Raw genomic sequence first — 21172 nt, 5'->3', positions numbered from 1 at the left:
GCGCAGGTCATGCCTTCAATATTGAGCTCGATCGTTTTTTCATCGACGCCGTAACCGGCCTGCCGCACCGCCTCGATAACGGCGGGCACATCCGGCGGCCCGGAAAAGGCGATGTCGGCCCGTTCCGTTGCCAGATTGACCGAGGCCTTCACAACGCCCGGCACCTTGGCAATGGCCTTTTCAACGCGACCGACACAGGAGGCGCAGGTCATGCCGTCGATCGCGATCTGGTGACTGGCACGGATCTCCATTTGTGACATGCTTATGACCCCTTTCTTCCTGTACTGGAAAAAAGATAGGGCTTCCCATCGTGGCAAGGTCAATAGGTTCTTTTCGATAAGTTTCACCTTCGCACAAATGCCGTGTTTGGCGGTATCTCCCCGCCCCCCTCACCGACACAAATGATGGTAATCCAAAGGAAAAACAGCTTCGATGTACGGTTTCTTTGGGTCGCTTCAGGAACAATCCACCTGCACCTCGGTTGGATTGGCTCCAACAATCAGGAGGCAGATTGATGAAGAAGACCATTCTAACTCTCGCGCTTGCGCTCGCCGCCAGCACCGCCATGGCGCAATCCGCAACGGAAACGACGGGCATTAATTCCGCGCTCGGCGTTGCGCCAAAAACCGAAGACTTCGTGATGCAGGTTTCTGCCAGTGACCTCTTCGAAATCGAATCGAGCAAGCTCGCGCTGACCAAGGGCGACGAGGCGACCAAGGCCTTCGCCCAGCAGATGGTTACGGAACACGAAAAAACCAGCTCGGAACTGAAAGCTCTTCTTTCTGGAGGCAAGGTGAAGGGGACGCCCGCTACTGCGCTCACCGATGATCACAAGGAAGAAATCGACGATCTCGCCAAACTCGATGGCGCCGAATTCAACGAAGAATATATCGACGACCAGGTCGACGCTCATGAGGATGCAGTCGATCTTTTCAAGCGCTATGCTGAAGGCGGGGACAATGCGGAACTGAAGGCCTGGGCAGCAAAAACCCTGCCGGCGCTGCAACACCACCTTGAAATGGCTCAGGGTCTCGACAAGAAGTGACCATCACCGCCCGGCCAGCCGCATCATAGCGCTGGCCGGCGCTATCACCCTCCATTGACAAGGGATGGAGCTGGTGCAAACGGCGGGACTTGAACCCGCAAGACCAATGGTCGGCATTTTCGCACCGAGGAACTAAGCTCACTACACTCGGAGAATTGACCTTTCTAGTCGCCCCAAAGTGTTTAAGTGGCACAAGCACAGCACTAATGATACGTTCTTACCACTCTTAAGAGATCGGTTGACGCGTGGTCGCCATGTTCTATAGAAGGTGTCGCAATCACTGCGGGCGTGATGGAATTGGTAGACATACCGGACTTAAAATCCGGAGCGAAAGCGTGCGGGTTCGAGTCCCGCCGCCCGTACCAAAACTATCTGCCTTTGATAAACATTCCTATGGAACCGACGACTGTGGCGCCCAACAGAAGTGCCGCTAGCGGCAGCATTTCGTACCACCCGGCGAGAAAGGCTAAAACGACCAACAACATGAGGGAAAAGAACCCCAAAATCATGCCGGTCATTCTATAGATCTGTTCGTATTTTTGCCCGCGTTCGTTTACGCTGATATTGCTCTCAATAACTTTCTCCGTCATCTTGAAAATTCTATCAGCCCCGTTTGGGACGATAAGATTGTATTCCTCCAGATGACGAGGATGCGGCAAAGGTCCAGAGAAAGCCTCAGTTTTAACAATGGCTGTGACTTTTGTTAAAATTTGTTCTCGCTGGACTCGATTTAAGTCTTTGAGGACAGGCGCAAGTTGGACTTCAACTTCGCCTTCAAGGGTTTCTTTCTCCGTGTTCTCTGGAACCTCTGGTTCTTTTGGTGTTTCGCGCTTCGCCACTTGGGAACGCACCTTCGCTTCTCATGACTTCAAAAAATGCAGCACCGACATCGTGCACGGCCCTACCGACTGAAGCATTTTGGTTTTTGATCGGCGTTTTTATGAAAAATCTAAAAGGCGAGGCAAATCCTGTGACAAAGCCCGCTGAAAAAGCTTGCTTTTTTTGGGTCATCTCATTTCCTCATAAATTTAAGGCACGGCGCTCGGCAGGTCGTTGCTATCGCAGCCTTCCGTTAAATCGTGATCACACTATGACGTTATATCTAAACCTCAACTTTTGAAAGACACTTATTGATCTCTTGGCCTAGCTCTTGACCGCCACGATCCAGTGTCTTTTAAAACGGTGCGCGGCATATAGATAGGCAACCCACAGCCACTTTCCAGACCAGCGGGGCCTCAGCCACACCACGACTGATTTTTTGCAGAGGCCGGGTGGGCGAGGCCTTCGCGAACGAGTTGATCGGCGAAGGAGACGCCGGAACGGGAGAGCCGTTTACGCTCTGCCGCCTGCCCGCCCGCATCACCTGAAGAGGAGACGTCGAAAGCGCCGGCATTCAACATGTCGCGAAGCCTGACCTTTGCGATGAAGCCGCGCTGACGCTCTTCCATGCAGCGCGCACGGTCGATCTGCGGCACCTCAATGCCGGCAAGCTGCATCTTCACGCCCTTCATCCAGAAGGTATTGCCGTCCGCGACGCAGTTGTTGAGGCCAGAGCGGCCGCAAAATGCGAAGGCGCCCGCCTTTTCGCCAAGCGATACTATCTCGATTGAGGGACGAGGTTCAGGCTGGATAGCGGCAACCTGGGTGGGCTGCGAGACGGCTGGCATGGCGATGGCGCGCGGCGGCACGGGACCGCTGCCGGGTAAGGCGGGCGATGAAGGACGGATAGAAGCGACCTTCTCTGGCGTGACCGCCTCGCGCTTGGGCACGGTCGCGACCTTCGGAGCGCTGGCGGATGACGACGACGTGGCCTTCGCGAAGTGACGTTGCGGCATAAGGCTATCGCGATGTTCATAGGCCTGGATGCCGCCGGCGACCACGCCCAGCATCAGCACCCAGGGCCAAACGCTGCCGCCGCTCGATTTCTTCGCCGTGCGGCGTCGCGCTGTCGATTTTCGGTTGCTCACGATCGGACTCCTTTTAACGGAGCCGCATTATCGGCCAAAGGAGTTTCCGAAAGGTTGGCGAGCCGCCGGCGCTTCGCTTTTCGCTCTATGCGCGAAAATACCTAACTCTTTGTTTTTTCAGGGACGATGTGCGGGAACGATTAAAACAGCTGTGGAAAAACCGTTAACGCACCTGATCGAGCAGGCGTTTGCATTCGAGGAGATCAAACAGCGCTTCCTGCAACAAGGCCTGATCGTCCTTACCAATGCTTGATTTGCCTACCGAAATTTCAGCATCACTATTGCCGCCGCCGAAGCCGAAAAAGCGGCCGCTCGGCTTGGCTTTCGGGCGACCGACAACCTCGTCACCATCGGTATCGATCACGCGTGGCTCGGCGACTTCCTTCTCACCGCTTGCAGCCATGATGGCTTCCATGGTCGCGAGATCACCGGAGGCAATGGCTGCCACGAAGCGGTTGCCGTTGGCTTTCAGAAGTTTTTGTACACCCTTGATGGTGTAGCCATGGTCATAAAGAAGGTGTCGAATGCCCTTGAGCAGATCGATATCGTCGGGACGATAATAACGGCGGCCCCCACCCCGTTTCATCGGCTTGATCTGCGGAAAGCGCGTCTCCCAGAACCGCAACACATGCTGCGGCAGGTTCAGCTCGTCCGCCACTTCACTGATCGTCCGGAACGCGTCGGGGCTTTTGTCCAAATTTCCACTCCTATCCAAACCGGAGCGCCATGCACCTGGCCGGACACTGAACGAGAACGCCTGTCACCGCTGGGAACCATTGCTGTCTACCAAGACCCGCGCAGACACCGTTGCGGTAAATACAAATCACTAAAATTGATTATGATGTGAGTCGACCAGATTTCAACGGCTTGCCCGTTGAATTTCAAGTGTGTTCACAGGAAGAATGGTAAAACTGTGTTGCGATGTCGCCCGAAGACGAGGTCCTGGTGGACTGTCGGGCTGCTCAAGCCCCGGTCTTCTGGCCCTTCTGCTTGGCCTTGCGGGCCGTGTGAGCCTTCAGAATACGCTGTTTCAGCACGTTCGATGCCTTGAAGGTCATCACCCGACGCGGCGAAATCGGAACTTCCTCACCCGTCTTCGGGTTGCGTCCGATACGCTCGTTCTTTTCCCGGATCTGGAAGGTGGCGAACGACGATAGCTTTACGACCTCGCCACGGGTGATCGCGTTGCATATTTCGTCGATGATCGTTTCGACCAGTTCGGCGGATTCGGTGCGGGACAGCCCGACTTTACGAAACACAGATTCTGCAAGATCTGCGCGTGTCACTGTCTTCCCGGCCATTTTTCCCCACAAACCGTGTCTGAATTTTTCTCTAGGAGCCGCCGAGATTATTTCCCTTGTGGCGACCGGTCAAGGGATTGTTCCAGATTCATTGGAGGCTTTCGGCAATCACTGCAAGGGCTTAGGTGACCGATACGGTTTTGCAACAGGGCGGGGCCGCTTTGGCGCTTCGTGAGGGGCGCGGGGGCAAAAAACACGGCGGAATTCGCGCCGCCGCGCTCTCAAACGAAGAAAAACGCCCTACCAGCGCAGCAGGACGGCGCCCCAGGTGAAGCCACCGCCCATGGCCTCCAGCATGACGAGATCGCCCTTCTTGATGCGTCCGTCGCCCGCCGCAACCGCAAGCGCCAGGGGAATGGAGGCAGCCGAGGTATTGCCGTGCTGATCGACGGTTATGACGACCTTTTCCGGGTCGATGTTGAGCTTCTTGGCGGAGCCGTCGATAATGCGCTTGTTGGCCTGGTGGGGAACCAGCCAGTCGAGGTCATCCGATGTCGTGCCCGTCGCTTTGAAAGCCTGCTCGATGACGTCGGTGATCATGCCAACGGCATGCTTGAAGACCTCCCGGCCCTCCATGCGAAGATGGCCGACCGTGCCGGTCGTGGACGGTCCGCCGTCGACATAGAGCTTTTCCTTGTGCGAGCCGTCGGACCGCAGCTGCGCCGTCAGAATACCGCGATCGGCAGAGGTGCCCTCGCCTTCGCCCGCTTCCAGAACCAGCGCGCCGGCGCCGTCGCCGAAGAGAACGCAGGTGGTGCGGTCCTTCCAGTCGAGGATCCGCGAGAAGGTTTCAGAACCGATCACCAGGACGCGCTTGGCCATCCCGCCGCGGATATAGAGATCGGCGGTAGACACCGCATAGACAAAGCCTGAGCAGACGGCCTGCATGTCGAAGGCGAAGCCATGGGTCATGCCAAGACGGTTCTGGATGTTTACAGCCGTCGCCGGAAACGTGTTGTCCGGCGTCGAGGTAGCCAGAATGATGAGATCGATATCGTCGGGCGTGAGACCGGCACTGTCGAGCGCCGCACGCGCTGCTGCCTCGCCGAGCGACGCCGTGGTTTCGTCATCGCCAGCGATATAGCGCTGCTTGATGCCGGTGCGCTGCACGATCCATTCGTCGGATGTCTCCACGACACCTTCGATTTCGCTGTTGGTCATGACACGCTTCGGAAGCGCTGCCCCGAAACCACGAACTATAGAGCGGATCATTCCCTTATTCCTCGTCAGCCACGAGAGCTTCGGGCGCCGGGGGCGGAAGCCGTCTTGCGTGGTAAATTTTCAGATCATTCTCAATCTTGGCCGTGAGGCCGTTATGAACCATGTCGTAGCCGACATCGACGGCCGAGGCAAAACCAACGGCATCCGTCCCGCCATGGCTCTTGATGACGATGCCGTTGAGGCCCAGAAACACGCCACCATTGACCTTGCGAGGGTCCATTTTTTCTCTCAGCACATCGAAGGCGCTTTTTGCCAGAATATACCCGATCTTCGCAAAGAAGCTGCGGGAGATCGCCTCACGCAGAAGCGTGGTAATTTGGCGTGCGGTCCCTTCGGCGGCTTTCAGCGCGATGTTGCCGGTAAAGCCTTCCGTCACCACCACATCCACCGTGCCCTTGCCGATGTCGTCACCTTCAACGAAGCCGCGATAGTCGATGGTGCCAAGATCGGCCTCGCGGATCAGCCGGCCTGCCTCGCGAACCTCTTCCTGGCCCTTGACCTCTTCAACACCGACATTGAGCAGGCCCACGGTCGGACGGTCGATATCGAACAGCGCGCGGGCCATGGCCCCGCCCATCAGGGCGAAGTCGAGAAGTTGCTGGGAATCGGCGCCTATCGTTGCACCGATGTCGAGCACGATGCTTTCGCCTTTCAGCGTCGGCCAGATACCGGCGATTGCCGGGCGCTCCACCCGCGCCATGGTGCGCAAACAGAATTTCGCCATGGCCATCAGCGCACCGGTGTTGCCGGCAGAAACGGCCACGTCGGCTTCATTGAGTTTCACTGCCTCGATCGCGCGCCACATGCTGGAGACGTAGCGACCACGGCGCAAAGCCTGGCTCGGCTTTTCATCCATGCTGACCGAGACTTCGCAATCATGGAAGACCGATTTCTCCCGGAGTGCGGGATATTGTGCCAGAATGGGCTCGCATTTGCTCTTCTGCCCGTAGAGCAGAAAAGTTACATCGTTGTGCCGCTCCAGCGCCTTGGCAGCGCCGGGGATGGCAACATCTGGGCCGAAATCGCCACCCATGACGTCAATTGCAATTCTGATCACGCGTCCCTTATCCTTAACTGCCGCCAATCAAGCGGATTTTGCGCGAAAATACCTTTTCCGGCCTTCGTTACAATAAAATTATTTCGGCCCGGCTGGGCCATTCAGTCTTTTTTCCAGTCTTTCAGCACGGCAAAGGGCGATGGCCGCTTCTCTTCTTCAGGTTCTTTTTCGGCCGTTTCGGGAAACGCCGCATCCGGTTTGCGCGGATAGGGATCGATGGCAAGGGCGGCAAATTCGGCAACGACGGCGCCGACATCGATGCTGTCGCCTGTGAACTGATCTGGAATATCAGGACCATCTGGATCGAGCACTATTTCGCCTTCCTCGTTGGTGACCATGCGGGCCAGTTTCGAGCCTTCCGGCACGAAAATCTGCTCGATGGTCTCATCGATCTTGCTCGAAACCGGCTCCAGCGTCACGACGCAGGACTGCGTGACCGCCGCGTGCACCTCGCCTTTTACCTTCACACCATCCTTCTTCCAGCGGGATACCTGCAGCTCTGCCTTCAGATATTCGACGGAAACCACATCCCAGAATTTCGCCAGGGCCTTGAGTTCATCGGCGCTGGCTTCCAGACCAATCCTCACCGGATTGGCGGAAATATGGCCTACCTTGACGGGGTAGGAAAACGGCAGGTCGTCATTTGCGGGGTGTCGCGCGTTCATCGTGAACCTCATTGTCCAGGCAGGGGCAGCGTCAGGCTTCCGGTTGCTATCGTTTCTTCGGACTGGGCGGCAATGGCATCGGATGCTTGCATCATCCAGCCCGCCAGCCCTTCCATGTCCGGCGCCTTGTCATCTGCCTGCGGATATATATTGCGCCGGAGCGCTGCGGCAAGAGCAACGCGGTCGGAGGCATCCAGCGCCGAAGCGTAGGATTCCAGCCGTCCATAAAACATACCGGCAAATTTCTTCATGCGTTTCGGCACGCCCTGGTCACCGATCCCAAGTTCCCTGATCGAATGATCGAGGTCCTGAAAAAAAGCGTCGACGATTTCCTGGGCGATTTCCTGGCCGCTGACGCCAGAGGATTTGGTGCGACGGAAATAGAGAATCATGACGGCCGAGAGCATCTCGAAACGGCCCATGACCGTATCCGGCACACCCAGATCGAGATAAAACCCAGGCGTGCGGGCCGCCGCCGTCAGCGTGGCATATTGCCTGTCGACGATGGCCCGATTGTTGTTTTTCTGTCTGAAAAGCCCGAATATCATCGTTTTTTTTCCGAACGGGACGGGTGAATGCGCTAACCGCCCATCGCACTTGTTGCATGATCGTCAAAGCTGGTTTACCGAAGCATCCACGAATTGCAATGCTGTCGCGGTCACGTTCGTCTTTGGGCTGAAACAGTCGAAGAGAACCGGAGGAGCTCCAAACGTCCGGGAAAGCATTGAATTCGGGGGGTGATCGGGATTTTCCGTCCCCGGATTGACACAATCATGTGCACAGACACTGTGCACCACGCAATGCCGGAAGGTGCCATTCATGATCGCAGTCGGGGAAAAGCAGTTGAGCAAGCAGAAATCCGCAAGTCACGGCAAAATTCTGAGCAAGACCGCCATTGCAATCGTGCTCGCATCCGGTCTGCTTTCCGCCTGCACCAGCACGACAGATGTTTTCCACAACGGCTACGTCATGGACGAGCAGTCGCTCCAGCTGATCCCCGAGGGTTCGAGCCGCGAGCAGGTGCTGCTGACCATGGGCACGCCCTCCACGACCGCGACGTTCGGCAACGAGGTGTTCTATTACATCTCGCAGAAGCGCGTGCGCCGTGCCGCCTTCATGAAGCCGTCGCTGGTCGAGCAGAACATTCTCGCGATCTATTTCAACAAGGATGGCGTGATCGAGCGCAAGGCCAACTACACGCTGCAGGACGGCAAGGTCTTCGACACGATTTCGCGCACCACGCCGACGGGCGGCAAGGACCTCACCTTCCTCCAGCAGCTGCTCTCGGGCGGCACGTCGGGCGCCAATATCGCCAAGAGCATTCTCGGCCAAAGCGGCAACGCTCCCTGACGGTGGCGGGAGTGGAACATTCAAAGGCCCGGGGATCGCTCCCCGGGCCTTTTCATTTGGCGGATTAACAAGCCTTAGTGGGCGAGAACGGCGAGCAGCAGCAAGGCCACGATATTCGTTATCTTGATTGCAGGATTGACGGCCGGACCAGCCGTATCCTTGTAGGGATCGCCGACCGTATCACCCGTTACCGACGCCTTGTGTGCGTCCGATCCCTTAACGTGGCGCACGCCATCCTTGTCGACGAAGCCATCTTCGAAGCTTTTCTTGGCATTGTCCCAGGCGCCGCCGCCCGAAGTCATGGAGATCGCCACGAACAGGCCGTTGATGATGACACCAAGCAGTGACGCGCCCAATGCTGCGAAGGCCGATGCCTTGGAACCGGAAATCGCGAGCACGCCGAAATAGACGACGATGGGCGCCAGAACCGGCAGCAGCGAAGGGACGACCATCTCCTTGATTGCCGCACGCGTCAGCAGGTCTACGGCCTTGCCATAGTCCGGCTTTTCCGTGCCGGCCATGATACCGGGCTTTTCGCGGAACTGCCGGCGCACTTCCTCGACAATCGAACCCGCGGCCTTGCCGACAGCCGTCATGGCAATGCCGCCAAAGAGATAGGGAATGAGACCGCCGAACAGCAGGCCGGCAACCACGTAAGGATTGGCGAGGCTGAAGGAAATCTCGCCGACATCCTTGAAGTAGGGATAGGTATCGCCATTGGCTGCGAAAAAGGAAAGGTCGTTGGCATAAGCGGCAAATAGAACCAGCGCGCCGAGACCGGCCGAGCCGATGGCATATCCCTTGGTCACGGCCTTGGTGGTGTTACCGACCGCATCCAGCGCATCGGTCGCCTTGCGCACGTCGGGATCAAGGCCTGCCATCTCGGCGATACCGCCCGCGTTGTCGGTGACGGGGCCGAAGGCGTCGAGGGCGACGATCATGCCGGCAAGGCCGAGCATGGCCGTCACCGCGATGCCCGTGCCGAAGAGGCCACCGAGCTGATAGGTGCCGATGATGCCGCCGACGATGACGATGGCGGGCAGTGCCGTCGACTCCAGAGAGACGGCAAGGCCCTGGATGACATTGGTGCCGTGGCCGGTAACCGAGGCCTGTGCGATGGAATTGACCGGACGCTTGTTGGTGCCGGTGTAATATTCGGTAATGACGACGATCAGAGCCGTCACGACAAGGCCCACCAATCCGCAGAAGAAGAGGTTGGTGCCTGTTATCTCCATGCCGGCCACAGTGCCGACCGTGCCCCAGCCGATCGTCGCATGGGTGGCGACCGCAAGACCGACGACCGAGAAGACGCCGGTGGCGATGAGCCCCTTGTAAAGCGCGCCCATGATGGAATTATTAGTGCCGAGCTTGACGAAGAAGGTGCCGGCAATCGACGTCAGGATGCAGGCGCCGCAGATCGCCAGCGGATAGACCATGGCGCTCTCAAGCACCGGCGTGCCGGCAAAGAAAATGGCCGCGAGAACCATGGTCGCAACGACGGAGACGGCATAGGTCTCGAAAAGATCGGCTGCCATGCCAGCGCAATCGCCGACGTTGTCACCGACATTGTCGGCAATGGTTGCGGGGTTGCGCGGGTCGTCCTCGGGAATGCCTGCTTCCACCTTGCCGACGAGATCACCGCCGACATCCGCGCCCTTGGTAAAGATGCCGCCGCCGAGACGGGCGAAGATGGAGATCAGCGATGCGCCGAAGCCAAGCGACACCAGCGCATCGATCACTTCTCGCGAGCCGGGCGCGTGGCCCATCACCGACGTCAGGACGAAATAATAGATGGAGACACCCAGCAGCGCCAGGCCAGCCACCAGCATGCCGGTGATGGCGCCCGATTTGAAGGCGATATCGAGACCGGCGGAAAGGCTGTGGGATGCAGCCTGCGCGGTGCGAAGATTGGCGCGCACGGACACATGCATGCCGACAAAACCGGCAACCCCGGACAGAACCGCGCCGATGATGAAGCCGATGGCAGCCATGGATGAGAGAAGAGACCACGCCAGAACGGCGACGATCAGGCCGACGATGGCGATGGTGAGATACTGACGGGTGAGATAAGCCTGCGCACCTTCACGGATATAACCTGCTATTTCACGCATGCGCTCGTTGCCCTGATCGGCATCGAGAACGCTTTTGGTGGCCCATGCCGCGTAAACAACGGACAGGACACCGCATACAATTACTATCGGTATTACGGTCATGCGCACTTACCTCCCAAAAGGCCGGGTCTCACTCCCTCCCCGGCGCGGCGAAACCTTGTGCAGAGGGGGATGGACGGCGTGTCCGAAGTCCCCCGATTGGGCATTTGTTCCCCTCCCAAGGAAAAATGTCCTCAGTGCCGAGATTGCGTTGGCGAAAGGTGTCGCGTCAAGCCCACAAATTTGCCTGAAACTTGAAAGGGGTAGCGCGCGGCGCGCGACTCAGGCGGCTTTTTTCTGCTTGGTGAGGATGAGTGAGAGGACGAGCAGGAGGCAAAGGCCGGCAACCGGCCAGATAACGAGGTTCATGACCGACCAGCCCCAGGCCGTGAAAACCTTGCCCGATGAAAAGGACGACAGCGCTACCGTGCCGAACAGCACGATATCGTGGAAGCCCTGCACCTTGTCCGCCTCATGCGGGCGGTAGCTGGACGTGATGATGGCGGTCGCGCCAATGAAGCCGAAGTTCCAGCCAAGGCCAAGCAGGATGAGCGCCGCCCAGAAGTTCCACAATTCGATGCCCATATGGGCGACGATGGCGCAGGCCATCAGAATAAGGAGGCCGGAAGCGACGATCTTTTCCGCACCGAACCTGGAGATCAGCATGCCCGTGAAGAAGCTTGGGCCGAACATGGCAAGCACATGCCACTGGATGCCGAGCGTGGCGAGTTCGGTCGGGAAACCGCAGCCGACGACCATGGCGAGCGGTGCGCCGGTCATCATGAAGGTCATCAGCGCGTAAGAGCCGATGCCGCAGATCATGCCGGTGATGAAACGCTGGGTGCGCACGATTTCCGACAGCGGCCTTGCCGCCTCGGCATGTGTCGCGGCGGTTTTTGGGTCGGGTAATTTCAGAAAGGCCAGAATGGCGATTGCAACCAGACCAAGCGGCACGAGGGCGATGAAAGCACCGGCGAAGGTGACCGGAGCCAGAAGGTCCTTGCCGACGATGGCCAGCTGCGGCCCGACAATGGCGGAGATGATGCCGCCTGCCAGAATCCAGGAGATCGCCTTCGGCTTGTAGAAGGAGGGCGAAGCATCGGCGGCGGCAAATCGGATTTTCTGGGTAAAGCCGCCGGAAATGCCGATCAACAGCAGGCCAAGCGCAAACAGCCAGAAATCGGAGCGAAAGAGAGCGACCGCGGCAATGCCGCCGCCGATGGAGCACATCAGCGCACCGACCATGAAGCCCGCCTTGCGACCGAGGAAGCGGGATGCGGCCGCCACGCAGATCGCGCCGAGCGCGACGCCGATGTTGAAGCCTGTCAAGGGCGCAGTCGCCAGCGACTTGTCAGCGCCAAGCAGCTGATAGCCGGCAAGCGCGCCGACCGAAAAGCTCATCGGCGCGGCCGATCCCATGATCGCCTGCGCCATGGTAAGAAGGAAGACGTTGCGCTTCGCCTCGCCCAGTTGAACTTCAAGTCCGGGGACGGAAACGGCGCTCATGTCTTCCTCATCTCACGTATTTTAGCGTTTTGCCTCGCCGCGCACCTGCTTGGCGATGCGGTCCAGAACCGCATTCACCAGCTTCGGCTCGTCGTGCTCGAAGAAAGCACGGGCGATTTCGACATATTCGGTCACGATGACGGCGACCGGTACGTCCTTGCGCTCGAGAATTTCAAAGGCGCCGGCACGTAGAATGGCGCGCACGGTGGCATCGAGACGCGACAGCGGCCAGTCTTCCAGAAGGGCGGAGCGCACCAGCGGGTCGATCTTCGTCTGGTCGCGCACGACGCCCGAGACGATCGAACGGAACCACGACGGATCTGCCTTAAGGTAGGTGTCGCCATCGACTTCCTGGCCGAGTCGGTGTGCCTCATATTCGGCAACCACTTCCATAACGCCGGTTCCGCCGACATCCATCTGGTACAGCGCCTGCACGGCCGCAAGGCGGGCCGCGCCGCGCTGGTTGGCGGGCTTTACCGAAGGCTGGCGCGGTTCACCGCCGTTTTCAACATCCGACATGCGTTCAACCACCCAGTTTCTTTTTCAGCTCGATCATGGTCAGCGCCGCGCGGGCGGCGAAACCGCCCTTGTCCTTGTCGGTGCGGCGCACGCGCGCCCAGGCCTGCTCATCGTTCTCGACGGTGAGAATGCCGTTGCCGATCGGCAGCGATTCGCTGACGGCGAGATCCATCAGGGCGCGGGAGGATTCGTTGGCGACGATATCGAAGTGATAGGTCTCACCACGAATGACCATGCCCAGTGCAACAAAACCGTCATATTCCGTGCCGTCATTGTCGGCGCCGTCAAGCGCCATGGCGATGGCGGCCGGGATTTCGAGTGCGCCGGGAACGGTGACGACGTCATAGGTGGCGCCAGCTTCATCGAGCGCGAACTTCGCGCCTTCGAGAAGGGCATCGGCCATATCGTCATAGAAACGTGCTTCCACGATAAGAAGATGGGGTTTGGACATGATATTTTCCTGAAAAGCTTGATGCCGGATCATACCGGCTTTTGCGGCGGTCAAACCACGGCTGGCTGTTTTTGGCAAGTAATTTCATGTGTCGGCGGCGCAAGAGGCCGCGTCTGCCGGGCATTTAGCCCGGTTTTGCGCTCCCGACGCGGCTCCCCGTGAATCAGGTTTTCTGGAAGGCGAGATGGACGCCGAGCCCCATCAGCACCGTTCCGGCGGCGCGGCGGGCCAGAGCCTGCGCGGTGCTCGATCGTTTCAGACGCCCGACCATCGCGCCTGCAAGCAGCACGCCGACGAGATCGGCGGAGGAGAAAATGAAATTGACGGCGATGCCGAGGATCAGGAACTGCAGCCAGACGGGAAAAGCGGCCGACGGATCGACAAATTGCGGCAGAAAGGCAAGAAAAAACAGTGCGGTCTTCGGGTTGAGCACATCCACGATGATGCTGTCGACGAAGGCGCGACGTGCCGATTTCGGTTCAACGGTCAGATTGACCGCCTCGCCTTCCATTTTGCTACGCACCATCGAGAAACCGAGCCAGACCAGATATAGCGCGCCGCACAGCTTCACCGCGAGGTAAAGCCACGGCACCGCCTGAAACAGCACGGAAAGGCCGGCGGCAGCCGCGAAGATGTGGAAATAGCAGCCAACATGAATGCCGAGCACCGCCATCAGCCCGGCAAACCGGCCACGCGCCATGGTTTGCGCGGCCGCGTAAAGCATGGCCGGGCCGGGAATATAGGCAAACAGGGCAGTGGTGATGAAAAAGGCTGTGAGCAGCTCAAAGGACGGCATGATGGTTCCCCTACCTCATTTGGCCAGCAGTCGATTTCAGGCGACCAAGCGATATCTGTAAAACCTTCCACGTTCGACCGGAAGTGTGGCGGCGACCGACACCTAATAGGATCAAACTCGCGGCTCCTCCTCCGTCATGCCGGACTTGATCCGGCATCCAGCCGACGCGCGTCTGCGCGGCGAGAAGTGTTCTTTCAGCCCAAGGACTTGGGCTGGCTGGATTCCGGCTCAAGGCCGGAATGACGGGAGAAGGAAGAGTCCGCGAACACAATAAAACGCCAAGCCTCCTCAGCTCACGCCGAAGGAAACTCTGCGAGCCTTGCCGCGTAGCGCGCCATGGTGTCGACTTCAAAATTGACGAAATCGCCCGGCTGGCGTTCACCCCAGGTGGTGACGGTAAGCGTGTGGCGGATCAGGAGAACGTCGAAATCGGTGCCATCGACGGCGTTGACGGTGAGCGAGGTGCCATCGAGTGCGATGGAGCCCTTGGGCGCCACGAATTTCGCCAGATGTTCCGGCGCGCGCAGGCGGATGCGCACCGCCTCGCCTTCCGGCTCAACCGACAGGATTTCCGCCTTGCCGTCCACATGGCCGGAAACGATGTGGCCGCCGAGTTCATCGCCGATCTTGAGCGCGCGCTCGAGATTGACATGCGTGCCCTTCTGCCAACTCGCGATTGTGGTCAGGCGCAGCGCTTCTTCCCAGGCCTCAACCTCGTACCAGCGCTCGTTGCTACCGTCTTCCGGCAGCTTCGTTACCGTCAGGCAAACGCCGCCGTGGGAAATGGATGCGCCCATATCGATGGTCTTCGGATCGTAATTGGTCGCCACACGCAGGCGAACACCCTCAGGCAGCGCTTCCAGCTCGGACACGGTTCCAACGTCGGTGACAATTCCGGTAAACATCAAATCGGCCTTTCATAACAGAAGCAGCGGTCCGGCCCGTAAGCGGGTTCGCTGATCAGAGCATAGTCGCCCGTGATATCGGCACGGCTGAGCGGCGTTTCAATGCCGCCCTTGCCGATGACGACAGGGCTTTCGAACAACATGATACGATCCACCAATCCAGCTTCAAGGAATGATTTTGCGGCAAAGGCGCCGCCTTCGACCAGAAGTTCCGACATGCCGCGTTCGGCGAGGGTTTGGAGAAGGTGTTCGAGCGACGGGGCTTCGAGAATCTGGACGCCGGCGTCGGTCAGGAGCTGGCGGCGGTGGTCGGGGTTACCCCCCTCTGTCCTGCCGGGCATCTCCCCCACAAGGGGGGAGATCGATGGGGCAAAGGGGGGTAAAGCGGCAACCACTACCGGAACTTCACGCGCACTTCGCACCAGCTTCGACGTCAGCGGCAACTCAAACTGCCGATCCAGCACGATGCGAACCGGCGAGCGGCTCTCCATGCCGGCAATGCGCACCGTCAGTTCCGGATCATCCGCAATAGCGGTGCGGATACCAACGAGAATGCAGTCGCAGCGTGCCCGCAGCTCATGCACGGCATGGCGAGACTCGGGACCGGTGATCGCCACCTGCCCCTCGCCTTCCCGGCCAATCATCCCATCGGCGGAAATCGCAAGCTTCAGAATCACATGCGGGCGTTTTTTCATCTGGCGTGTGAGGTAGCCGGCAAGCGCCCTCTTGCCCTCATCGCGCAGCAGACCGGTTTCCACGACAATGCCGGCATCGCGCAATATCTGATAACCGCGGCCGGAAACGCGCTCATCCGGATCGTCTACCGCCACCACGACACGGGCAACCCCATATTCTACGAGCGCGTTCGCGCAGGGCGGGGTTTTGCCCCAGTGGGAACAGGGTTCGAGCGTGACATAGGCGGTTGCGCCCCGCGCCGCCTCGCCGGCCAGCTCCAGCGCCTGGCGTTCGGCATGGGGCCGGCCGCCGATGGCGGTCACGGCTTCGGCGATGATTTTTCCATCCTTGACGAGAACACAACCGACAGAGGGGTTGGTCAGCGTCTGGCCCTGGTGGCGAAGCGAAACCTCGATGGCGCGGGCCATGAACCTTTCGTCATCGGCACGGCTCGTCACGGCTAGACTCCACCATCCGTATCACGGGCGATCTTGGCGTTGATTTCGGCAATCACGTTCTCGAAATCCTCGGCATGGCTGAAATCGCGATAGACCGAGGCGTAACGCACGAAGGCCACGTCATCGAGGCTCTTCAGCGCCTCCAGAACCTGCAGGCCGATTTCTTCCGAGGGAATTTCCGTCTCGCCGGAGCTTTCCAGCCGGCGGGCAATGCCCGACACGGCCCGCTCGATCCGGTCACGATCAACGGGTCGCTTGCGCAGCGCGATCTCGAAGGAGCGCACCAGTTTTTCGCGGTCGAAGGGCAGCTTGCGGCCGCTTTTCTTGATAACCATCAGCTCGCGCAGTTGCACGCGCTCATAGGTCGTAAAGCGGCCGCCGCAATCCGGGCAGATGCGCCGCCGACGGATGGAGGTGTTGTCCTCCGCCGGACGCGAGTCCTTGACCTGTGTGTCTTCGGAACCGCAGAATGGGCAGCGCATCGTCTTCTGTCCTTACATGTAGGGATACATCGGGAAACGGTCCGTCAGGCCGACGACCTTTTCACGCACCGCAGCCTCGACGGAGGCATTGCCTTCATCCGAATTGGCAACCTTCAGACCATCGAGAACCTCGACGATCAGCTTGCCGATTTCGCGGAATTCCGCTTCCTTGAAACCGCGCGTCGTGCCGGCCGGCGTGCCGAGACGGACACCCGAGGTGACGAAGGGCTTTTCCGGATCGAAAGGAATGCCGTTCTTGTTGCAGGTGATGTAAGCGCGGCCGAGGGCTGCTTCCGCACGCTTGCCTGTCGCGTTCTTCTTGCGAAGGTCGACGAGCATCAGGTGGTTGTCAGTGCCGCCGGAGACGACATCCAGACCGCCTTCGATCAGGGTTTCGGCCAGTGCCTTGGCGTTCTTGACGACCTGTGCGGCATAGTCCTTGAACTCCGGCTTCAGCGCTTCACCGAAGGCAACAGCCTTGGCGGCGATGACGTGCATCAGCGGGCCGCCCTGGAGGCCAGGGAAGACGGCGGAGTTGAACTTCTTCGCCAGATCCTCGTCGTTGGTGAGGATCATGCCGCCGCGCGGGCCGCGCAGCGACTTGTGCGTGGTGGTGGTCGCAACATGGCAATGCGGGAACGGCGAAGGATGCTGGCCACCGGCGACGAGACCGGCGATGTGCGCCATATCGACCATCAGGTAAGCGCCGACTTCATCAGCGATTTCGCGGAAGCGCTTCCAGTCCCAGACACGGGAATAGGCGGTGCCGCCAGCAAGAATGAGCTTCGGCTTATGTTCCTTGGCCTTGCGTTCCACTTCGTCCATGTCGAGCAGGTTGTCGCCTTCGCGCACGCCGTAGGACACGACATTGAACCACTTGCCGGACATGTTGACCGGGGAACCATGCGTCAGGTGACCACCCGAGTTGAGGTCGAGGCCCATAAAGGTGTCGCCGGGCTGGAGCAGCGCGAGAAACACGGCCTGGTTCATCTGCGAACCGGAGTTTGGCTGAACGTTGGCGAAGTTGACGCCGAACAGCTTCTTTGCGCGCTCGATCGCGAGCTCTTCAGCGATGTCGACGAACTGGCAGCCGCCGTAATAACGTTTGCCCGGATAACCCTCGGCATATTTGTTGGTCATGATCGAACCCTGCGCTTCAAGCACGGCGCGGGACACGATGTTTTCCGAGGCAATCAGTTCGATCTCGTGGCGCTGGCGACCCAGTTCCTTCTCGATCGCGCCGAAAATATCCGGATCGGCTTCGGCAAGCGGGCGAGAGAAGAAAGCATCTGTGTTCGACATGATGAGGGCTCCTGAAACAGTAATGCGATGGGGTCTTAGCGCCCTGCCCCGACAAGAGCAATACGAGCAGCGAGATTTGCCCGTCAAACTGCGACGTCGCGACGAAAAGTGGCAGTTGTTTTTTTTAAAGTAGCGGCGAGAGGAGAAAAAGCCGCACGTAGCGGAGAGGATCAGACTTGTGAGGAAAGGCGACAAGCTTTCCTCCCGTCATGCCGGACTGGATCCGGCATCCAGCCACGGCGCGTCTGCGCCGTGAAAGGACTCTCTCGCGATCAAGGACTTGATCGCACTGCCCCCGAGATCAGGTCCGGGTGACGGCGTATGAGGGCTACGCCGCACCCGGCGAAGCGCGGCCTTCATTCGCGGTAAGAAACTAACAGCAAAGCCCGATCAGTTGCGCGGCAGCAGATCGTCGTCCACGGCACCAGCCGGCTGTTCCATGCCCGCCGTCGTGTTCAGCGCCAGTTCTGCATTGCCGTCCTTGCCGTAGATATCGTCGCGGAACTGAACCACGCCGTCCTTCGCCGACCATGCGGTGATATAGACGAAGTAGACGGGCACTTCCTGTGCGAGCTTGATCGGCGTGTTGACGCGCGAGGCGATGACGCGTTCCATTTCCTGGCGCGACCAGCCGGGCGTGTCGCGCAGCAGCCACGACGTCAGGTCGCGCACGTTCTGCACGCGAACGCAACCGGAGGACTCGAAACGCATCAGCTTGTTGAACAGGCCCTGCTGCGGCGTGTCGTGCATGTATTCGTTGTTCGGATTGTGGAAGTTGATCTTCGTCGAGGACATGGCGTTGATTTTGCCGGGGTCCTGGCGGAACATCAGGTTCGGCGCCTTCGGTGCGAACCAGTCGACCGTGGTCGGCGAGACTTCCTGTCCCTTGCCGTCGATGAGGCGGATGTTGTTCCGCTCCAGATAAGTCGGGTCCTTCTGCATCAGCGGCACAATGTCCTTTTCGACGATCGAGCGCGGCGCGGTCCAGTAGGGATTGAGGATAACCTCGTAAATCTTGGAATTGATAACGTGCGTGGGACGGCTGGCGCGGCCGACAACGGCCGTGTTGCGCAGGACGACGCGTTCGTTTTCAACGGCTTCGATAGCGGCGGCCGGAATATTCACCATCAGGTGACGCTGACCGAGGTCTCCGGACATGGACTGAATGCGCACGAGGTTGGTCTGCAGCTGCGCCAGACGGATCTGCGCGGACACATTGAGCGCCTTGGTGGTGTATTCGCCGCTGACGCCATCAGCCGGAAGGCCGTGACGGGCCTGGAAACGCTTCAGCGCGCCATCGACATAGGAGTCGAAGGCGCTGGAAATGCCGGCTTCACGCGGCAGGTCGCCCGATACCATCAGACGCTGGCGTAGCGCCTGAACGGAGGGATCGGAGACGCCGATCTGCAGACGCTGCTGGGATACCGGCACTTCCGGCCAACCGCCATTCTGCACGATCTGCTGATATTGCATGATCGCCTGCTGCATGTAGACAGGGGCTTCGCGGCCGAGAACCGGATTGTTGGAGACGACACCCACGGCCGAACGCGAGGTATTGGCATCAAACTGGTCATCCCAGTTGCCACGGCGCGACGAGCCCATGAGATCGTTCAGCGCGTTCTGCGCAAGAGCCGGCGCAGCAAGTGCTGCAACACCAACGGAAACGGCCGAACGCAGCAGCGTGCGGCGCGATACGGATTCGGAAACGGGTTTTTTTGTCATTCTACCTACCAGCCACTCTCTCAGGCATTCTGAACAATGCCTAAACCAATATGATTAACAAACACGTATAACGCGCCTGCCGGCCGGTAATACTCGATACGCCATGATCAGGGCGCTGGTGTCTGGCATTACAGTCGAACACTTGCCGCAACAACAGGAGAAACAGCCGGCTCCTATGCCTTTGCGCCTCCCATATCAATATGGCCGATTCGTGTCACGGGGCCGTTCTCACGAAGCTGTGTTCGCCTGAAATACAGGGCGATGAGAGAGATTTGGGCTCTTGCTTGACAGCCCCGATCGGACGACGTCAGCCGCCGGAATCCTGAAAGCCGGGAGCATGCGAATGCCCCCGGCCTGAAGAGTGGATCGTCGCGAATTAGAGACGGTAAGCGATCGAGTCGTTCCAGAAGCGATCGAGGCGCTGCAGCAGCTTGTTCATTTCAGAGAACTCGCCGGTGCCGATGCCGCCGACCTTTTCGATGGAGCCAACGTGGCGTTCATAAAGGCGGGCGACCGTTTCGGCGATTTCCTGGCCCTTTTCGGTCAGGCTGATGCGGACCGAGCGGCGGTCGACGCGAGAACGCTGGTGGTTGATGAGACCGAGGTCGACCAGCTTCTTGACGTTATAGGAAACGTTCGAGCCGAGGTAGTAACCACGCGAACGAAGCTCGCCGGCGGTCAGTTCCGAATTGCCGATGTTGAACAGCAGCAGAGCCTGAACGGCGTTGACGTCATCGCGACCCTGACGGTCGAATTCGTCCTTGATGACATCGAGGAGACGGCGGTGGAGGCGTTCCACCAGATGCAGCGACTCCATGTAGAGCGAGCGGATGGTATCTTCATGTGCATCGGCAACAACGGCCTGGGGCTTAACTTTGTTATTGATCATGACTGCCTCACTGTTTTGTTTGGCGGTGTGTTTGTTTGTCTCCCGCCTTGAGTGAGAACCTAATCAATGCGCATAAAATTCTACTTAAAAGCTACGATTAACGAATGGTTACCGGCATTTTGTCCGCAGGCCCCAACTTGTGGCGAAGCGGGACCGGGTAGATATCGGCTCATATAAATCAACGACTTACAGACAAAAATCCGCCTGAAACCCGGCCGAATTGCTTTATTCTTATGGTAAATCAATTCTTGCGCGCTCTTCATTCTGGCGCTGATCCAGCCAGAAAGCGACCAGGAATAGTATATAAATTGTTGCCACAAGACCATGCATGACAGGCACCAGCGTGTTGGCGCCGAAGATATGCGGCCACACCTTATACATGGCGATCTGTGTCCCTGCCCCCATGACCCACATGACGGCGCCCCAGGAGGCGCCGAGCCAGAGACCGAGGGCGGCTACCGGGAAAATGACCGCGAGCGCACTGCCTGCCACACGCCAGGGAAGATTCAACATATCGAAGCGCCCATGGCCGCCCAGCGAATAGCCTGTCAGCATCGCCCAATATTGCAGGCCGAACCAGAAACAGGACACGGCGACCAGTCTCATGAAGACCAGAAACAGGATTTCGGAAAGCGGGCGCTTCGGCAGAGGTTGAGAATCAGGTTCCATGGCCGGAAGATACGGTCTCGATGAGCGTGCGACCAGTCCATA

23 protein-coding genes and 1 tRNA gene are annotated in these 21172 nt (G+C 59.0%); 3 read left to right on the top strand and 21 right to left on the bottom strand.

Going from position 1 to position 21172, the window contains the following annotated elements:
* On the bottom strand, positions 1–260 hold a 260-nt coding region (locus ACUTJJ_RS15390; RefSeq protein WP_445542703.1), incomplete at its 3' end, for a heavy-metal-associated domain-containing protein.
* Between the two features lie 254 nt (positions 261–514).
* On the opposite strand from ACUTJJ_RS15390, the gene ACUTJJ_RS15385 reads away from it, so the two are divergent.
* Positions 515–1045 (top strand): DUF4142 domain-containing protein, encoded by a 531-nt coding sequence (locus ACUTJJ_RS15385; protein WP_063951283.1) that lies wholly within the window; start codon positions 515–517, stop codon positions 1043–1045.
* A gap of 282 nt (positions 1046–1327) precedes the next feature.
* A tRNA-Leu gene (locus ACUTJJ_RS15380) sits at positions 1328–1410 on the top strand.
* 3 nt (positions 1411–1413) lie between these two features.
* Here ACUTJJ_RS15380 and ACUTJJ_RS15375 read toward each other — a convergent pair.
* The 8 genes from ACUTJJ_RS15375 to ACUTJJ_RS15340 form a co-directional block, all read right to left on the bottom strand.
* Positions 1414–1884, bottom strand: a complete 471-nt coding sequence (locus ACUTJJ_RS15375) for a DUF2335 domain-containing protein (protein ID WP_445542702.1) — start codon at positions 1882–1884, stop codon at positions 1414–1416.
* 396 nt (positions 1885–2280) lie between these two features.
* The gene (locus ACUTJJ_RS15370; protein ID WP_445542701.1) at positions 2281–3012 is read right to left on the bottom strand and encodes a nuclease; all 732 of its coding nucleotides are present in this window, start codon (positions 3010–3012) and stop codon (positions 2281–2283) included.
* A gap of 163 nt (positions 3013–3175) precedes the next feature.
* Positions 3176–3709, bottom strand: coding sequence for a MerR family transcriptional regulator (locus tag ACUTJJ_RS15365; protein WP_003502237.1), 534 nt, complete (start codon positions 3707–3709; stop codon positions 3176–3178).
* A 265-nt stretch (positions 3710–3974) separates the two neighbouring features.
* On the bottom strand, positions 3975–4313 hold the full coding sequence (locus tag ACUTJJ_RS15360; RefSeq protein ID WP_063951285.1) for an integration host factor subunit alpha: 339 nt from the start codon (positions 4311–4313) through the stop codon (positions 3975–3977).
* 240 nt (positions 4314–4553) lie between these two features.
* Complete coding sequence (locus tag ACUTJJ_RS15355; RefSeq protein ID WP_445542700.1) at positions 4554–5525, bottom strand: beta-ketoacyl-ACP synthase III; 972 nt, start codon at positions 5523–5525, stop codon at positions 4554–4556.
* Between the two features lie 4 nt (positions 5526–5529).
* On the bottom strand, positions 5530–6591 hold the full coding sequence (gene plsX, locus ACUTJJ_RS15350) for a phosphate acyltransferase PlsX (protein WP_144574863.1): 1062 nt from the start codon (positions 6589–6591) through the stop codon (positions 5530–5532).
* A gap of 101 nt (positions 6592–6692) precedes the next feature.
* The gene (locus ACUTJJ_RS15345) at positions 6693–7256 is read right to left on the bottom strand and encodes a YceD family protein (protein ID WP_063951393.1); all 564 of its coding nucleotides are present in this window, start codon (positions 7254–7256) and stop codon (positions 6693–6695) included.
* 8 nt (positions 7257–7264) lie between these two features.
* Positions 7265–7804 carry a ubiquinol-cytochrome C chaperone family protein gene (locus tag ACUTJJ_RS15340; RefSeq protein WP_445542699.1) on the bottom strand — a complete coding sequence of 180 codons (540 nt, stop codon included), beginning with the start codon at positions 7802–7804 and terminating at the stop codon, positions 7265–7267.
* Between the two features lie 271 nt (positions 7805–8075).
* Between ACUTJJ_RS15340 and ACUTJJ_RS15335 the strand changes: the two genes are divergently transcribed.
* Positions 8076–8606, top strand: a complete 531-nt coding sequence (locus ACUTJJ_RS15335) for an outer membrane protein assembly factor BamE (protein ID WP_063951289.1) — start codon at positions 8076–8078, stop codon at positions 8604–8606.
* A 74-nt stretch (positions 8607–8680) separates the two neighbouring features.
* Here the strand turns inward: ACUTJJ_RS15335 and ACUTJJ_RS15330 are convergent, their stop codons facing one another.
* The 12 genes from ACUTJJ_RS15330 to ACUTJJ_RS15275 form a co-directional block, all read right to left on the bottom strand.
* The gene (locus ACUTJJ_RS15330; RefSeq protein WP_445542698.1) at positions 8681–10819 is read right to left on the bottom strand and encodes a sodium-translocating pyrophosphatase; all 2139 of its coding nucleotides are present in this window, start codon (positions 10817–10819) and stop codon (positions 8681–8683) included.
* A 219-nt stretch (positions 10820–11038) separates the two neighbouring features.
* Entirely contained in the window at positions 11039–12262 is a 1224-nt protein-coding gene (locus ACUTJJ_RS15325; RefSeq protein ID WP_445542697.1) for an MFS transporter, read from the bottom strand.
* Positions 12263–12283: 21 nt separating this feature from the next.
* Positions 12284–12781 carry a transcription antitermination factor NusB gene (gene nusB, locus ACUTJJ_RS15320; RefSeq protein WP_013635887.1) on the bottom strand — a complete coding sequence of 166 codons (498 nt, stop codon included), beginning with the start codon at positions 12779–12781 and terminating at the stop codon, positions 12284–12286.
* Positions 12782–12785: 4 nt separating this feature from the next.
* On the bottom strand, positions 12786–13265 hold the full coding sequence (locus ACUTJJ_RS15315) for a 6,7-dimethyl-8-ribityllumazine synthase (RefSeq protein ID WP_445542696.1): 480 nt from the start codon (positions 13263–13265) through the stop codon (positions 12786–12788).
* A 130-nt stretch (positions 13266–13395) separates the two neighbouring features.
* Positions 13396–14028 (bottom strand): LysE family translocator, encoded by a 633-nt coding sequence (locus ACUTJJ_RS15310; RefSeq protein ID WP_445542695.1) that lies wholly within the window; start codon positions 14026–14028, stop codon positions 13396–13398.
* Between the two features lie 293 nt (positions 14029–14321).
* Positions 14322–14933: a riboflavin synthase gene (locus ACUTJJ_RS15305; RefSeq protein ID WP_144574874.1), complete on the bottom strand. Its 612-nt coding sequence runs from the start codon at positions 14931–14933 to the stop codon at positions 14322–14324.
* Positions 14933–16066: a bifunctional diaminohydroxyphosphoribosylaminopyrimidine deaminase/5-amino-6-(5-phosphoribosylamino)uracil reductase RibD gene (ribD, locus tag ACUTJJ_RS15300; protein ID WP_445542694.1), complete on the bottom strand. Its 1134-nt coding sequence runs from the start codon at positions 16064–16066 to the stop codon at positions 14933–14935. Before ribD ends, ACUTJJ_RS15305 begins: the two co-directional genes overlap by 1 nt.
* A gap of 2 nt (positions 16067–16068) precedes the next feature.
* Positions 16069–16548 carry a transcriptional regulator NrdR gene (nrdR, locus tag ACUTJJ_RS15295; RefSeq protein WP_063951297.1) on the bottom strand — a complete coding sequence of 160 codons (480 nt, stop codon included), beginning with the start codon at positions 16546–16548 and terminating at the stop codon, positions 16069–16071.
* A 12-nt stretch (positions 16549–16560) separates the two neighbouring features.
* Complete coding sequence (gene glyA, locus ACUTJJ_RS15290; RefSeq protein WP_063951298.1) at positions 16561–17850, bottom strand: serine hydroxymethyltransferase; 1290 nt, start codon at positions 17848–17850, stop codon at positions 16561–16563.
* A 390-nt stretch (positions 17851–18240) separates the two neighbouring features.
* On the bottom strand, positions 18241–19572 hold the full coding sequence (locus ACUTJJ_RS15285; protein ID WP_063951299.1) for a L,D-transpeptidase family protein: 1332 nt from the start codon (positions 19570–19572) through the stop codon (positions 18241–18243).
* Positions 19573–19948: 376 nt separating this feature from the next.
* Positions 19949–20458: a transcriptional regulator LdtR gene (ldtR, locus tag ACUTJJ_RS15280; protein ID WP_445542704.1), complete on the bottom strand. Its 510-nt coding sequence runs from the start codon at positions 20456–20458 to the stop codon at positions 19949–19951.
* A gap of 234 nt (positions 20459–20692) precedes the next feature.
* The gene (locus tag ACUTJJ_RS15275) at positions 20693–21130 is read right to left on the bottom strand and encodes a DUF6163 family protein (RefSeq protein ID WP_063951355.1); all 438 of its coding nucleotides are present in this window, start codon (positions 21128–21130) and stop codon (positions 20693–20695) included.
* Between the last annotated feature and the right edge of the window lie 42 nt (positions 21131–21172).

It is taken from the genome of Agrobacterium sp. DKPNP3, from assembly GCF_052686535.1.
Note: the sequence above shows the minus strand (reverse complement) of the source record. Positions and strands in the feature narration are given on the sequence as shown.

What these genes read in the sequence shown, in the direction of transcription:
- ACUTJJ_RS15385 (WP_063951283.1), top strand. Translation starts at nt 515, where the DNA reads ATGAAGAAGACCATTCTAACTCTCGCGCTTGCGCTCGCCGCCAGCACC.
- ACUTJJ_RS15360 (WP_063951285.1), bottom strand. Translation starts at nt 4,313, where the DNA reads ATGGCCGGGAAGACAGTGACACGCGCAGATCTTGCAGAATCTGTGTTT.
- ACUTJJ_RS15355 (WP_445542700.1), bottom strand. Translation starts at nt 5,525, where the DNA reads ATGATCCGCTCTATAGTTCGTGGTTTCGGGGCAGCGCTTCCGAAGCGT.
- ACUTJJ_RS15345 (WP_063951393.1), bottom strand. Translation starts at nt 7,256, where the DNA reads ATGAACGCGCGACACCCCGCAAATGACGACCTGCCGTTTTCCTACCCC.
- ACUTJJ_RS15340 (WP_445542699.1), bottom strand. Translation starts at nt 7,804, where the DNA reads ATGATATTCGGGCTTTTCAGACAGAAAAACAACAATCGGGCCATCGTC.
- ACUTJJ_RS15335 (WP_063951289.1), top strand. Translation starts at nt 8,076, where the DNA reads ATGATCGCAGTCGGGGAAAAGCAGTTGAGCAAGCAGAAATCCGCAAGT.
- ACUTJJ_RS15330 (WP_445542698.1), bottom strand. Translation starts at nt 10,819, where the DNA reads ATGACCGTAATACCGATAGTAATTGTATGCGGTGTCCTGTCCGTTGTT.
- ACUTJJ_RS15325 (WP_445542697.1), bottom strand. Translation starts at nt 12,262, where the DNA reads ATGAGCGCCGTTTCCGTCCCCGGACTTGAAGTTCAACTGGGCGAGGCG.
- nusB (WP_013635887.1), bottom strand. Translation starts at nt 12,781, where the DNA reads ATGTCGGATGTTGAAAACGGCGGTGAACCGCGCCAGCCTTCGGTAAAG.
- ACUTJJ_RS15315 (WP_445542696.1), bottom strand. Translation starts at nt 13,265, where the DNA reads ATGATCCGGCATCAAGCTTTTCAGGAAAATATCATGTCCAAACCCCAT.
- ACUTJJ_RS15310 (WP_445542695.1), bottom strand. Translation starts at nt 14,028, where the DNA reads ATGCCGTCCTTTGAGCTGCTCACAGCCTTTTTCATCACCACTGCCCTG.
- ACUTJJ_RS15305 (WP_144574874.1), bottom strand. Translation starts at nt 14,933, where the DNA reads ATGTTTACCGGAATTGTCACCGACGTTGGAACCGTGTCCGAGCTGGAA.
- nrdR (WP_063951297.1), bottom strand. Translation starts at nt 16,548, where the DNA reads ATGCGCTGCCCATTCTGCGGTTCCGAAGACACACAGGTCAAGGACTCG.
- glyA (WP_063951298.1), bottom strand. Translation starts at nt 17,850, where the DNA reads ATGTCGAACACAGATGCTTTCTTCTCTCGCCCGCTTGCCGAAGCCGAT.
- ACUTJJ_RS15285 (WP_063951299.1), bottom strand. Translation starts at nt 19,572, where the DNA reads ATGACAAAAAAACCCGTTTCCGAATCCGTATCGCGCCGCACGCTGCTG.
- ACUTJJ_RS15275 (WP_063951355.1), bottom strand. Translation starts at nt 21,130, where the DNA reads ATGGAACCTGATTCTCAACCTCTGCCGAAGCGCCCGCTTTCCGAAATC.